The sequence below is a fragment of the Anabaena sp. 90 genome, assembly GCF_000312705.1.
In the GTDB taxonomy this organism is placed as follows: Bacteria; Cyanobacteriota; Cyanobacteriia; order Cyanobacteriales; family Nostocaceae; genus Dolichospermum; species Dolichospermum lemmermannii.
Window position 1 is genome coordinate 1,533,480 of the sequence record NC_019427.1, and the last position, 12,662, is coordinate 1,546,141.

Here is a 12,662-nt window from a genome sequence, read left to right on the forward strand (position 1 = left end):
TTCAAATGTTTGATGGATTTTGGGATAACGTCTTTCGCTACCCTCGGTACTTGATTAGTATCGTCTTGGGTATTTTTCTAAACACCCTTGAGCCGCTGTTTCCATTCTTGAAACGTCCTGTGACGCTGATTGCTATTTTAGGCTTTTTTGCCGGTGGTCTTTTTTTCGTAACGCTTACCGTGCGGGCTATGCTGGGATTGAATCCAATCTAAACCAAAAGCCAGGAAAGGGTTGAGCTTATTGGACTGTTGCTGTTGATTTTATCACCTCAAGCACCGTCCACTCTAATTTGCATTTAGAATCATGTTATTAAACCTCTGTGAGAAGGCGGAATTTATATGGCTACAAATCGCCGCGTTTCCCGCGTTGCTGAATTAATTAAACGGGAAGTTAGCCAAATGCTATTCAACGGTATTAAAGATGACCGTGTGGGTATGGGAATGGTCAGTGTTACTGATGTGGATGTTTCTGGGGATCTACAACACGCTACCATCTTTGTAAGCATCTATGGAACTGAGGAAGCGAAGACGGAAACAATGGCTGGTTTAAAGTCAGCTACAGGTTACGTTCGCAGTGAGCTTGGCTCTAGGGTCAGATTAAGACGGACTCCAGAAGTAATTTTTGTGGAAGATCGTTCTATAGAACGAGGTACTAAAGTGCTGAGTTTGTTAAACCAACTGGAGGAAAAACGAACATTGTCAAGTATGGATGAGGGAGCAGAAGAGATTACCGAATGATTGATCTAAAGTTTCCCAAAATATCCATAAATCTGGAACTTGTTGCTTGTTAAAGCCATCTAGATGGGGATAATGGGCAATGCCTTGATTCCCTATTTTTAGAGAATTATGGGTATTACAAATCCTGTGTCTGAGGGTAGAGGTCAAACGCCATAAGCCTATATATACTAATACAGTTAACGTCACAGCAAATCTAGTATAACTTTAATAGTTTTTATACAAATTAATGTTAAAAAATGTTAAAAATAGAAATATCTAGGTTTGATTAGTAAACTTAACTGCTGTTATCTTAGGAATATCAAATTCAATTACCATGAATGTCACGCTTTCTTGACAAACTTAACATTTCTTTAGATAATTTAGAGGTGTATAGCGTCAAAATGATAATAGTTCCGTATAGCAAACTACAAAACCCCGAACACAGGTTTAATTATTGCCATCTTTGTTCCTCGTGCATAACAGGAACGCTATCTAAATGTATTTTTGATGTAATTTTGTGAGAAAAAAACCATGAGTGTGAATACGGTGCCTTCTATCAATTACAATTACTACTCTCTGAATGTTATTCAGGACGAAGCACGCCGACTGGTGGAAAGGGGAATGGTTGGCCGTCAGCAACCAATATATACACTTTGCCAGTTCATTCCAGCTAGAGAGTGGGTTTGTGTAGAATGTGAATTAGAGAAATGTGATTTTTTACTCCGCGATCGCATTGGTGATTTAATCGGACGTGAAGAGTGGGATAACGACTAATAATTTTGTTTTTTTAATAAACTACTGTTATTTTTAATTGTACTTGTTTGTAGTTTTTGGCTATAGACAGGTATATTTTTTTCTATTTTACTTAATTAATTTTATTTCGCAGGCGCTAAGGAGCAAAGGCGCAAAGAGGAAGAGAGAGAATTATTATTAGTCGGTTTTAACCGACTTTGGCTATTAGACAGGGAATTTATTCCCTGGATATCTGCTTTAACAATAAATATAGATTATGTAGGGATACGAATAGCTGTTATCCCTACATAAACACTTTTTAACGCAAAATACAGCTATACGTCAGCTGTAAGAGAATCATTTTCGCTTGCTAGTGCTACGTCGGGCTTCGCGGGTTTCGTCTTCGAGACGACGGCGATCGCGCCAATCTGCTAATGTTAGATAAACAACACCACCAGTGACTCCTACTAGCAGCACTACACCAAATACGGCTAAAATACCCAAAAATGGACTTTCCACGATGCCTCTATAGTCCGTTGCGTCCCCAAACTACCATAGAAATAGACCAAGTAAACACAACTAACAGCGATACCCAACCCAGTGTCAAAATCATAGTTCTACTTTTCAAATAATTACAAAACGGCTCTAATATTCATCATACTGGGAAAACGCAGTGGATTTATTAACTATATTGGTAGGAGAGTTAGAAAAATTATGGAATTAATGGCAGAACGGTTAGAATCCCTCAAAGCGGGAGCAATTGGTAGCGTATCTTTAGGTTTAGCTTTCCTTAGCACTAGCTTTATTAATGTTTTATGGCTGGATAAGTATTTTCCCTTGGTTATTTATGATAAAATTGATATAGTGAATTTACAGATATTATTAAATGGTGTTATCGCCGGGTTTTCTGGGTTTCTATTTGGTGTCACCTATCGCTATATTATCCGCGTAGATACCAATTCTCATCTCAAAACTGGTGGAGTTTGGGCTTTTGGTTTGGTGCGAGGTTTAACTCAAATAGAAGTTGGTTGGCATATAAATAATCCGGTTTTGCCTTTTTTAATCTTAGCAGGAGAAAGTATATTGTGGTTTGCCTTTGCTGCTTTTGCTTTAGATATTGCTATTTTACGAAAATGGCTCAAACCTTTTTCATGAATTTGTAAATAACATAAAAATCATATCCCCGACTTCTCAAAGAAGTCGGGGATATAATAAATTTACCAATTACCTATGAATCACTACTTTTTGATCATTGATCTTGAAGCTACTTGTTGTAATCAAAAGAGCATTCCCCGTCATCAGATGGAAATTATTGAAATTGGTGCGGTAATGCTAAATCGTCAAACTTGGGAAATTGATGATGAGTTTCAACAATTTATTAAACCTGTGAGAAATCCCCAACTTACAGCTTTTTGCACAGAATTGACTAGCATTTCTCAGCAACAAGTTGACGCAGCACAAAGTTTCCCAGAAGTGATGTCAAAATTAACTGATTGGATGAATTTATTTCCTAATAATATATTTTGTTCTTGGGGTAATTACGATAAATCGCAATTTTTACAAGATTGTAAATTTCATCATATTCCTTATCCGTTTGGTGCAGAACACAGAAATATTAAAACGGAATTTTCAGAATATTTGGGTGTGTCTCATAAGTTTGGTATGGCACAAGCTTTGGAACGTTTGGGAATGGAATTACAGGGTACACATCATAGAGGTATTGATGATGCTCGAAATATTACGGCAATTTATCGTTATATGCAAACTACTCATACTAAGTTAATATGAAGCTGACTAAAATAGGATTTCGATAATAATTAAACGCAGATGCACGCCGATAAACGCAGATGAATGAGGATGATTATTATTCTGTGCAAGCTTACATAAAGTTGGTACATAGCATTTCCTAGTCTAATGATGTACAAAATTATCTGTGTTCATCTGCGTTTAATTCTGATTTCTGTCATTCACGAAAAGACTGTTTAAGCAAGCCCTAATTAGGATTTGGGAATAGCATTGATAGTTTTTTCTAATGACTGTAATGATGCTAATAACTTGTCTTTTTGGGGTTTAGCAGCTTTGAGTTCGTCTGAAATCTCATCCATGCTTTTTTCGACAACTTCATAATTATCACGAGATTTAGCTTTAATGCCATCTTCTACTTCTTTCCAAGCATCTTCAAACTTGTCAAATTCTTTTTTGGCTTGAACAAAATTGCCAGCTTTAACTGCGGTTTTTGTTTTGGAGACTACAGCGAGTAAACCTGCATTACTTACTGTGGATTTTTGTCCTGGGACTTTTTCTGTAGAATTGGAAGTTGTGGCTGGGGTAGTTTCGGTGGCAGCTTGTTCGGGATTGTTACAACCTACTAAAGTCAGTAAGCTAATACTTGCAATAATTAACATTGGTTGGAAATTCTTCATTGTCAACTCCTAATGGATATTTTGATTTGTACCGCTAATATTTCCTAGATAAAACAGCAAATGTCAAGAACTTGGAAAGTGCAACTTGGCAATTTGCTGGGAAATACTTTGCAATATCAGTCTAATGATGGTCTGGTCAGGATAAAAATCGTTAAATGGGATGATTTTGTAGTTATGGAAGTGGCGGATACTGGTATTGGTGTCGCCTCTAATAGTGCAGCATGGTCATAAGCCTATGAGTGGGAATGCTCTGCTCAGAATAACAGTTTTAAGAGATTTTTAAGATAAATTTTGGGGATTTATTGGCGATCGCTATATGTACTCTGCACGCTACGTGGACGTGAAAACAAAACTTTTATCATGACTCATAAAATTGCACTCCAATCTATTACGGGGTTATCTGCATTAACCGCAGGTGATCGCCTCCAACAAGAAGGATATAATGAGTTACCATCTAGCAAACATCGTCAAATCTGGGAAATTGCCTTAGAAATCTTCAAAGAGCCAATTTTTCTCCTGTTATTAGGTTGTGGTATCATTTACTTGTTTTTGGGTGATGCTCAGGAAGCGTTGATTTTGTTAGGTTTCATCTTTTTTATTGTCGGCATCAACTTATACCAAGAACAAAAAACAGAAAAATCCCTGGAAGCATTACGGGATCTTTCTAGTCCCCGTGCATTGGTGATTCGTGATGGTGAACGTCAACGGATTGCGGGACGGGAAGTAGTTCGAGAAGATGTGATTGTTTTGTCAGAGGGTGATAGAGTTCCTGCGGATGCTGTGGTGATGTGGTCTACCCATTTGAGCGTGGATGAGTCTCTATTAACCGGTGAATCTTTACCTGTTCGCAAGCAATCAGTAGAAGATAGCACCGATTTAGAAAACACCATGAGAACAGCCACCCAGCACCGTCCTGGTGGTGAAGATCTACCTTTTGTCTATTCAGGAACGTTGATAGTTCAAGGTCAGGGAATTGCCCAAGTCTATGCCACAGGTATGCAGACGGAAATGGGTAAAATTGGGAAAGCCTTGCAAACTGTGGAACAGGAGGACACGGTTTTGCAACGGGAAACTCGAAAAATTGTCAGTAAATTGACCTTTGTAGCGATCGCTATTTGCGTGGCTGTCATCGTTATTTACGGTGCAACTAGGAACGATTGGCTACAAGGAATTTTAGCAGGTTTGGCGCTGGCAATGGCGATTTTGCCCAATGAAATTCCTGTGGTCTTGGCAATTTTCCTGGCTTTAGGTGCTTGGAGATTTTCCCAGGCTAGGGTGTTAACTCGGCGTGTTCCCGTAGTAGAAACATTGGGTTCAGCGACCGTTCTCTGTGTAGATAAAACTGGAACGCTGACTTTTAACCGGATGTCAGTGCAGCAATTATTTGTGTATCAACCGACAACCTTAATACCGCAATTTTACGATGTCGCCTTGCATGAACGGGAAGCCCTGCCCGAAACTTTCCATGAATTAATCGAATTTGGGATTTTAGCCAGTCGCAAAGACCCTTTCGACCCCATGGAAAAAGCCTTGAAACAGGTTGGTGATGACTATTTAGCCAGAACCGAACATTTACATCAAGATTGGGAAATACTGCGAGAATATCCCCTCACCGGTCAATTATTAGCCATGTCCTGTGTGTGGCAATCTCCAGAAGATAAATTAGTAGTTGCTACCAAAGGAGCGCCAGAAGCGATCGCTGATCTTTGTCATTTTAACACCCAACAAAGACAAAATTTAGAACAACAAATTAATAAAATGGCTGCTGCTGGTTTGCGTGTTTTAGGTGTAGCCAAAGTCATTGGCCAACATCAAAAAAATAAAACCCTCAAATCTCTTCCTGAAGCCCAACATGACTTTGAATTTGCCTTTTTAGGAATGCTAGGCATGGCTGACCCCGTGCGCCCAACTGTTGCCCCAGCTATTGCCGAATGTTACACTGCTGGTATTCGGGTAGTAATGATTACAGGTGATTATCCTGCCACAGCCCAAAATATTGCCCGCCAAATCGGTCTAAAACCCGCCACAGAAGTAATTACCGGGGCAGAACTGGAAACAATGCCAGAAGGTGAATTACTGTCTCGCATTCAAACCGTGAATATCTTCGCGCGGGTTGTTCCCGAACAAAAATTACTGATTGTGAACGCCCTCAAACGCTGCGGTGAAATCGTGGCTATGACTGGAGATGGTGTCAATGATGCCCCAGCTTTGAAAGCCGCAAATATCGGTATTGCTATGGGGGAAAGGGGTACAGATGTTGCCCGTGAAGCTGCGGATTTAGTTTTGTTAGATGATGATTTTTCTGCCATTGTCCAATCTGTGAGGCTGGGACGACGAGTATTTGATAACCTCAAAAAAGGGATGGCTTATACTTTGGCGGTTCACATTCCGATTGCGGGAATGTCCTTGATTCCGGTAATATTTCACTGGCCGCTGGTGCTACTGCCGATTCACATTGCTTTTTTACATTTAATTATTGACCCGGCTTGTACTGTAGTATTTGAGGCTGAACCAGAAGAAAGCAATATCATGAACCGTCCACCCCGCAACCCTAGAGAGTCATTATTCAGCCGTCAGACTTTGAAATTAGCACTGCTGCAAGGGGTAGGTGTGTTGGTGGTGCTGGTGGTTGTATTTGGTGTGGCTTTTTACTCTGGACATGGAGAATTTGATGCTCGCGCTTTGGCTTTTACTACTTTAATTGTCTCGAATTTGAGTATGATTTTGAGTAATCGTTCTTGGTCGCGGACTATTCCTGAAATGTTACGCACTCCTAATGCAGCACTTTGGTGGGTATTAGGTGGTGGTGTGGTGTTTATGGGACTGGTGCTTTATGTTCCTGTGTTACGCCATTTATTCCGGTTCTCTTTTCTGCATTTTGATGATTTGTTAGTTAGTCTCACTTCTGGGGTTTTTAGTATTTTGTGGTTTGAAGGATTGAAGGTTTGGCGACGTAGATAATTAAGATGTTTCGCGCAAAGAGGCAAAGGAGCAAAGGCGCAAAGGTAATAATAATCTCTTAATTCATCTGCGTTTATCTGCGTTCATCTGCGTTTAATAATTTTATTCTATTTCGGAGGATTACTGTGAAAAAAGCATTTCGTAAATATCATCGGATTATTGGCATTATTGTTTGTGTCCCACTTTTATTAACTGTGTTGACGGGAATGTTAGCTACTGTTGTTAAGGAATGGCCGATTAATATTGGACTTTCTTCTCGATTAATGTTGGAAATTCATACTGGGGAAATTTTTCATTTACAGGCAATTTATCCGATTTTGAATGGTTTTGGATTAATCGGTTTGTTGGTGACGGGTATGAGTATGTCGGGTTTGTTTAATCAAAGGACTAATACAATTAAACGCAGATAAACGCGGATAAACGCGGATGAATTAATGGATTTATTTGACTTCTGTGACTCGCCAGCTTAGTTTTAGGTTAACCCAAAAGTTCCAAATTGTGGCAACTGCGATCGCTATTAATTTGGCTATATACTGATTCATACCTAAGTTATTAAATAGGAAATTGACTACTAAGGTTTGGATGATTATCCCAGCTAAACAGACCATATTGAATTTTAAGAATCTTTTGAAACGCTGGCGTTTTCCTGTCTGTTTTCGGGAAATATCCCCAAATGTCCACAAATCATTCCAAAGAAAATTATTGAGAATTGCTACTTCGGCCGAAAAAATTGTACTGCGAGTTAAACCCATGTTAATCACGGTACGCATGATATGAAATATGGTTAAATCTACAAATACGCCACTAAGTCCCACTGCACCAAATCTGAGAAATCGTCCCATAGGGAAGTTAACTTTTTGACGAATTTTTCCTATTCTTCCAGTAGATAACCGTAATCTGATTAAGTGTTGAATATAGTCTACATATTGTTTCCACGTCACTTTGCTTTCTCCTTCTGTTCGTTCGCGGAACACATAACCAGCTTCGGCAATTTCTCCTACCTGTCCCCGACCAATGACTTCTAAAAGAATTTTGTACCCTATGGGGTTAAGTGTGGTATTGGCGATCGCACTTCGTCGTACCATAAAATAACCACTCATTGGGTCACTAACTCTCCCTAAAACTCCCGGTAAAATCACTAATCCTAATACCTGCGCCCCCCGCGATAAAAAGCGTCTAATTACACTCCAGCTACTCACACCACCACCGTCTACATGACGACTAGCTAAGGCTAAATCAGCCCCTTCTTCGATTTTCTGTAATAGTTGTGTTAATACTTCTGGAGGATGCTGCAAATCGCCATCAATCACGCCTAATACCCGCCCTGTGGCCGCTTGCCAGCCACGAATTACGGCTGAAGATAGTCCCCGTTCTTCTTGACGACGCATGACCCGTAATTGGGGATAATCTGATATGAGAGATTGTGCTATTTCCCAAGTTCGGTCAGGGCTATCATCATCTACTATAATGAGTTCATAATTACCAGGAATAGCTTTATCCAATAAGCCACTTAATATATTGACTACATTTTCGATATTGTCACGTTCTTTATAAGTAGGAATTACTAAAGAGAGGAGAATGGGATTGTTTTCAGCTATTTCCTGGGGTGTAAATTCAGAAATCCTCAATGCACCAATAGGAACTGTTAATAAAGAATTGGATGAGCTTGTCTTCATAAGGTACGTGATAAATCTTAAATTGCCAAATTGTCTGTATAAAGGTTGATTTTCCATAGAGTATCATACACTTAGTATGATCAAAACAATTAGTCAATATTTCCTTTGCTCAAAGGTGTCTCTCAAGCTCGTTGCTCTACTACTCCACTACCAATACCAATGGTTGTTTGACCTCCTCTCCGGTCTTCCTAAAAGAGCCGTACCCAAATTTAATCAAGCTAGTTTAAAAATACAAAATCCGGTTGATGTTGTCATAAATAATTCTAGCGTAGCTAAAACTTCGGGAGTACGTAATGGTAAAGTAACAGTTAGAGGTTGTTTGAAAAGTATTAGATGAAACCGATAATCTCCAAAAACCTAACCCCCCAGCCCCCCTTCCCTACGAGGGAAGGGGGGTTTCAAAGCCTCTCCCCGCTTAGGGGAGAGGTTTGGAGAGGGGTTTGTTTGTACATTAAAAACTTTTCAAACATCCTCCAAGGGTAAAGATGCACCTATTCCGTGAAAAGTATACTGCTATAACTAAAGAAGTTTTAAATTTTAGATAAACTGTTGAAAATAATAAGGTAAGAGCAATGGCTTATAGTGATTTTAGCTTAACTAAGTTTAAGAAAAATTTTAACATTACAATTGATGAAGAAGCTGATTTATTTGCGACTGTAGAACCTATAGAAATCAGCGAAAAGTTAATTAACACTTTAGAAGAAACTACAGAACTCGCGTTAGCAATAAATACGGAAAAAGCCCGCTCAGAAATGATTATTACGCCAATTTTATTAGAAGTTAGACGTAAAGCTAATTATCAAATTAGTTTATTTTCTGGTACGGATTTTAATGTTGATGTTGAGAGAGGTTTAAATGGTTATTGTGATTTTGTTATCAGTCGTTCTAGAGAACAGTTAACAATTAATGCTCCTGTACTAATTATTGTAGAAGCTAAAAATGAAAATATTAAAGGTGGTTTGGGTCAATGTGCAGCAGCAATGTTAGCAGCACAATTGTTTAATGAACAGGAAGGTAATGAAATTAAAACTATTTATGGGGCTGTGACAACAGGAGATATTTGGAAGTTCTTGAAGTTGGAAGGGACTGATATATTTATTGATTTGAATAATTATTATATTAAGGAGTTAAACAAGATTTTAGGTATTTTATGTCAAGGGGTTGAGGGTTAAAAGTTATTTAAACTAATTATTTTTAACAGCATATATGGGTTAGTTACATAAATCCCTTCCCTTTCGGTAGGTGTGGTGAGCGATTATCTCTTATCAAAAATTCTTTTAAATTGCTATAGTTAGTAACCACTTTTTTATAATTATTTAAAACTTGTCTATCAATTAAATTTAATGCTTTTTTTGCTTGCTTTATACTAAAGTATTTTGCTTCTAAATTATTATCCATTGAACCCCCCTGTATAAAAAAATTATTAGATGCCACATCAACAAACATAGCTTGTATATTATCTTTTCGTTCATAACCATCAATATATAAATTTAGCTCAAAATACTCTTTTATAGATAATAGAAACATAAATACTAACTCCGATGATAAACCTTTGGGAAGCTTGCCCGGTTTAAGTGAAGAACCATAATGTGCATTTATTTCAGCTACTAAATTAGTTCTTGTTTCAAAAGTATTACGGAAATCATAGTTTATCTGCTGAAGCAGTGCTTCACGTACAGATATTTTTGTAACTGAAGCATTATTTAAAATCTCCAAGTATTTAGTTATTCTGTCCTTGTAACTTTTATGAATAAAATCAAAGCTATCCCAGAAATATTTTATCCTATTAACAAAATATTCTTCAAGTTCTAAACTACCATTTAGCCATAACACAAAGTTTTTTAAAAACTCTCGGATTTCATTAAAATTTTCATTAATTGTTAGAATTTTCTCTTGTGGTGTAATGCAGAAATTACCTTGCATATTTTCAATATTGAATTGATCTCTTCCATTATTTTCATACTGAGGATTCATAACTTATCCTTTATGCGAATTAGAATATTATATTTTTTATTGTTTCCTAAATTAGAAACTTTAATTTTAAATACAGCACTTTGCAGAAAAGTTAGTATATCAACTGAAAAATTAATACGTAAGCTGTGCCAGATAGACGTGTAAAGTTCTATATGTAATTAAGTAATTTATTAACCTCCTAATTTCTGATTACCTTGCATATTTTCAATATTGAATTGATCTCTTCCGTTATTGATATAGCTTGAAGTAGATTTATTCTGCGTATAAATATTCGTAACTTGTTGAGCTATTTGGCGTATTTCAGTAGCGAAGTCATCATCTTCATTCATTTCTAAATCTAAATGCTTTGCAAACTTATCTAGTGCTTGTGTAGTTCCATGCTCCTTTACTTCTGCTAATGCTTTCTCTGCTCGTTCATTCCCTTTTAATTTACTCTCAATCTTATTGCGTAGATTTTTGACCAAATCAATAACACTGCCGATTGATTGTTTTGCTATTTCTCCTGCTCCAGATTTTACAAATTCACCTAATGCAAGTTTAGCAATTGCAAGTGCAGTTAATGAAGTTAAAGGTTCAAGCGACATAAGTATATTTCAAGGTTTAATAGTCAATATTAATTCTTTTAGTTTATTAAAACCTTCTTGTCAACTAGTAATTTTGTATTGAATTAACGAATGTATTATTTGACACTACACCAACGCAAAGAGCGATCGCTAAATTCCCCACTTGTGATAAATATCCAGCTTATTCACAATATAAAGCCCAGAGATTCTGAAGCGTTTAGCTGTATATCAAGGTGGCATTCTTTTGCTTAAAGGTGTCTCTCAAGCTCGTTGCTCTACTACTCCAGCACCAATACCAATGGTTGTTTGACCTCCTCTCCCGTCTTCCTAAAAGAGCCGCACCCAAATAATATTTAAAGGTTGCAAATTTCAATTTATTATGAAACTTAAATAAGTCTTTTATATTTGATTGATCACCAATGACTAATATAACTGTTGATTCTATTCTTGAGTCTGCTTTAACAGATAAAGATATAACCCCGGATGATGCGGTTTTTTTATTAAAACAGACCACTCCAGAAGCAGTTACACAAATTCAGTCTACAGCGGACCAATTAAGGCAAAAACAGGCTGGAAATACGGTTACTTACGTTATTAACCGAAATATTAATTTTACTAACATTTGTGAGCAACATTGCAGTTTTTGTGCTTTCCGCCGGGATGACGGTGATCCAGATGCTTACTGGTTAAATTCGGCGCAGATTTTGGAAAAAGCTACAGATGCAGTGCGTCGAGGAGCAACGGAAATATGTATGCAAGGGGGATTACACCCACAAGCGCAAATTAATGGTAAGTCTTTACCCTATTATCTCAAACTGGTAAAAACCATTAAGGACGAATTTCCTCACTTACATTTACACGCTTTTTCGCCCCAAGAAGTCCAATTTATTGCCAGATTAGATGGAATTTCTTATACAGATGTGATTACAGCTTTGCGAGATGCTGGTGTCGGTTCTATGCCCGGAACAGCCGCAGAAGTGTTAGATGATGACGTGAGACGGGTATTGTGTCCAGAAAAGATTAATACAGAGACTTGGCTAGAAATTGTCAGTACAGCCCATCAATTAGGTGTACCTACTACCAGCACAATGTTATCTGGACATATTGAAACTCCAGAACAGCAAATTGGCCATTTAGAAAAATTGCGATCGCTCCAACAAACAGCCATAGAAAAAGGTTATCCTGCAAGAATTACCGAATTTATTGTCTTACCCTTCGTTGGACAAGAAGCCCCCAAATCCCTCCGCAAAAAGGTAGGAAGAGACCAACCTGTTTTAGCTGATTCCCTGTTATTAACGGCTGTAGCCAGAATTTATCTCGGAAATTATATCCCTAATCATCAACCAAGCTGGGTAAAATTAGGGCTAGATGGTGCTACAGAAGCCTTAAATTGGGGTTGTAATGATATCGGTGGCACGTTAATGGAAGAACACATTACCACCATGGCCGGGGCTGTGGGTGGGACTTGTATGGAAGTGGAAACTTTACAAAGGGCGATCGCATCTTTAGAAAGACCTTACCAACAACGGGATACTTTGTATCGGGTAATGGGTGATTGGTAATGGGTGATTGGTAATGGGTAGGAGTTTTCTTGAAGTTTTAAGTTTTAACTCCTAT

Annotated in this window: 16 protein-coding genes; 10 read left to right on the plus strand and 6 right to left on the minus strand. The window is 37.9% G+C overall.

The annotated features are described in order from the left end of the window. Nucleotides 1–5 precede the first annotated feature (5 nt). The 3 genes from ANA_RS24260 to ANA_RS06850 all read left to right on the plus strand — a co-directional run bounded on the left by ANA_RS24260 (nt 6) and on the right by ANA_RS06850 (nt 1,490). Nucleotides 6–212, plus strand: coding sequence for a DUF751 family protein (locus tag ANA_RS24260; RefSeq protein ID WP_015079326.1), 207 nt, complete (start codon nt 6–8; stop codon nt 210–212). A 126-nt stretch (nt 213–338) separates the two neighbouring features. Further along, nucleotides 339–737 carry a 30S ribosome-binding factor RbfA gene (gene rbfA, locus ANA_RS06845; protein WP_015079327.1) on the plus strand — a complete coding sequence of 133 codons (399 nt, stop codon included), beginning with the start codon at nt 339–341 and terminating at the stop codon, nt 735–737. Between the two features lie 510 nt (nt 738–1,247). After that, nucleotides 1,248–1,490: a DUF4327 family protein gene (locus ANA_RS06850; RefSeq protein WP_015079328.1), complete on the plus strand. Its 243-nt coding sequence runs from the start codon at nt 1,248–1,250 to the stop codon at nt 1,488–1,490. A gap of 315 nt (nt 1,491–1,805) precedes the next feature. On the opposite strand, the gene ANA_RS26965 is transcribed toward ANA_RS06850, so the two are convergent. Then, complete coding sequence (locus tag ANA_RS26965) at nt 1,806–1,967, minus strand: hypothetical protein (RefSeq protein ID WP_015079329.1); 162 nt, start codon at nt 1,965–1,967, stop codon at nt 1,806–1,808. A 7-nt stretch (nt 1,968–1,974) separates the two neighbouring features. Then, nucleotides 1,975–2,061, minus strand: coding sequence for a cytochrome b6-f complex subunit PetN (gene petN / locus ANA_RS24265; protein WP_013189847.1), 87 nt, complete (start codon nt 2,059–2,061; stop codon nt 1,975–1,977). Nucleotides 2,062–2,162: 101 nt separating this feature from the next. On the opposite strand from petN, the gene ANA_RS06855 reads away from it, so the two are divergent. Together ANA_RS06855 and ANA_RS06860 are read left to right on the plus strand one after the other, a co-directional pair. Continuing rightward, nucleotides 2,163–2,603, plus strand: a complete 441-nt coding sequence (locus ANA_RS06855) for a hypothetical protein (protein ID WP_015079330.1) — start codon at nt 2,163–2,165, stop codon at nt 2,601–2,603. Between the two features lie 75 nt (nt 2,604–2,678). Beyond that, nucleotides 2,679–3,236, plus strand: a complete 558-nt coding sequence (locus tag ANA_RS06860) for a 3'-5' exonuclease (protein ID WP_015079331.1) — start codon at nt 2,679–2,681, stop codon at nt 3,234–3,236. Nucleotides 3,237–3,445: 209 nt separating this feature from the next. Here ANA_RS06860 and ANA_RS06865 read toward each other — a convergent pair whose 3' ends face one another. Continuing rightward, nucleotides 3,446–3,871: a hypothetical protein gene (locus ANA_RS06865; RefSeq protein WP_015079332.1), complete on the minus strand. Its 426-nt coding sequence runs from the start codon at nt 3,869–3,871 to the stop codon at nt 3,446–3,448. 60 nt (nt 3,872–3,931) lie between these two features. Here ANA_RS06865 and ANA_RS25710 point away from each other — a divergent pair, with 60 nt between their 5' ends. From ANA_RS25710 to ANA_RS06875, 3 genes are all read left to right on the plus strand, one after another. Beyond that, the gene (locus tag ANA_RS25710; protein ID WP_148279029.1) at nt 3,932–4,102 is read left to right on the plus strand and encodes a HAMP domain-containing histidine kinase; all 171 of its coding nucleotides are present in this window, start codon (nt 3,932–3,934) and stop codon (nt 4,100–4,102) included. Nucleotides 4,103–4,231: 129 nt separating this feature from the next. Beyond that, nucleotides 4,232–6,832 (plus strand): cation-translocating P-type ATPase, encoded by a 2,601-nt coding sequence (locus ANA_RS06870; protein WP_015079333.1) that lies wholly within the window; start codon nt 4,232–4,234, stop codon nt 6,830–6,832. Between the two features lie 125 nt (nt 6,833–6,957). Beyond that, complete coding sequence (locus tag ANA_RS06875) at nt 6,958–7,242, plus strand: hypothetical protein (RefSeq protein ID WP_015079334.1); 285 nt, start codon at nt 6,958–6,960, stop codon at nt 7,240–7,242. A gap of 30 nt (nt 7,243–7,272) precedes the next feature. Here ANA_RS06875 and ANA_RS06880 read toward each other — a convergent pair whose 3' ends face one another. After that, nucleotides 7,273–8,508, minus strand: coding sequence for a glycosyltransferase (locus ANA_RS06880; protein WP_015079335.1), 1,236 nt, complete (start codon nt 8,506–8,508; stop codon nt 7,273–7,275). A gap of 572 nt (nt 8,509–9,080) precedes the next feature. On the opposite strand from ANA_RS06880, the gene ANA_RS06890 reads away from it, so the two are divergent. Further along, nucleotides 9,081–9,680 (plus strand): hypothetical protein, encoded by a 600-nt coding sequence (locus ANA_RS06890; protein WP_015079337.1) that lies wholly within the window; start codon nt 9,081–9,083, stop codon nt 9,678–9,680. Nucleotides 9,681–9,723: 43 nt separating this feature from the next. Here ANA_RS06890 and ANA_RS06895 read toward each other — a convergent pair whose 3' ends face one another. After that, on the minus strand, nt 9,724–10,482 hold the full coding sequence (locus ANA_RS06895; RefSeq protein WP_015079338.1) for a hypothetical protein: 759 nt from the start codon (nt 10,480–10,482) through the stop codon (nt 9,724–9,726). Nucleotides 10,483–10,652: 170 nt separating this feature from the next. After that, nucleotides 10,653–11,066, minus strand: coding sequence for a hypothetical protein (locus ANA_RS06900; RefSeq protein ID WP_015079339.1), 414 nt, complete (start codon nt 11,064–11,066; stop codon nt 10,653–10,655). Between the two features lie 398 nt (nt 11,067–11,464). Between ANA_RS06900 and cofH the strand changes: the two genes are divergently transcribed. Next, a complete protein-coding gene (gene cofH, locus ANA_RS06905; RefSeq protein WP_015079340.1) occupies nt 11,465–12,607 on the plus strand; it encodes a 7,8-didemethyl-8-hydroxy-5-deazariboflavin synthase subunit CofH in 1,143 nt (380 codons plus the stop codon). Nucleotides 12,608–12,662: the final 55 nt, after the last annotated feature.

Bases quoted from the DNA above. Each gene is read 5' to 3' on its own strand.
- ANA_RS06880 (WP_015079335.1), bottom strand. From the start codon at position 8,508: ATGAAGACAAGCTCATCCAATTCTTTATTAACAGTTCCTATTGGTGCA.
- ANA_RS06890 (WP_015079337.1), top strand. From the start codon at position 9,081: ATGGCTTATAGTGATTTTAGCTTAACTAAGTTTAAGAAAAATTTTAAC.
- ANA_RS25710 (WP_148279029.1), top strand. From the start codon at position 3,932: ATGTCAAGAACTTGGAAAGTGCAACTTGGCAATTTGCTGGGAAATACT.
- ANA_RS06850 (WP_015079328.1), top strand. From the start codon at position 1,248: ATGAGTGTGAATACGGTGCCTTCTATCAATTACAATTACTACTCTCTG.
- cofH (WP_015079340.1), top strand. From the start codon at position 11,465: ATGACTAATATAACTGTTGATTCTATTCTTGAGTCTGCTTTAACAGAT.
- ANA_RS06895 (WP_015079338.1), bottom strand. From the start codon at position 10,482: ATGAATCCTCAGTATGAAAATAATGGAAGAGATCAATTCAATATTGAA.
- ANA_RS06860 (WP_015079331.1), top strand. From the start codon at position 2,679: ATGAATCACTACTTTTTGATCATTGATCTTGAAGCTACTTGTTGTAAT.
- petN (WP_013189847.1), bottom strand. From the start codon at position 2,061: ATGATTTTGACACTGGGTTGGGTATCGCTGTTAGTTGTGTTTACTTGG.
- rbfA (WP_015079327.1), top strand. From the start codon at position 339: ATGGCTACAAATCGCCGCGTTTCCCGCGTTGCTGAATTAATTAAACGG.
- ANA_RS24260 (WP_015079326.1), top strand. From the start codon at position 6: ATGTTTGATGGATTTTGGGATAACGTCTTTCGCTACCCTCGGTACTTG.
- ANA_RS06865 (WP_015079332.1), bottom strand. From the start codon at position 3,871: ATGAAGAATTTCCAACCAATGTTAATTATTGCAAGTATTAGCTTACTG.
- ANA_RS06855 (WP_015079330.1), top strand. From the start codon at position 2,163: ATGGAATTAATGGCAGAACGGTTAGAATCCCTCAAAGCGGGAGCAATT.
- ANA_RS06900 (WP_015079339.1), bottom strand. From the start codon at position 11,066: ATGTCGCTTGAACCTTTAACTTCATTAACTGCACTTGCAATTGCTAAA.
- ANA_RS06870 (WP_015079333.1), top strand. From the start codon at position 4,232: ATGACTCATAAAATTGCACTCCAATCTATTACGGGGTTATCTGCATTA.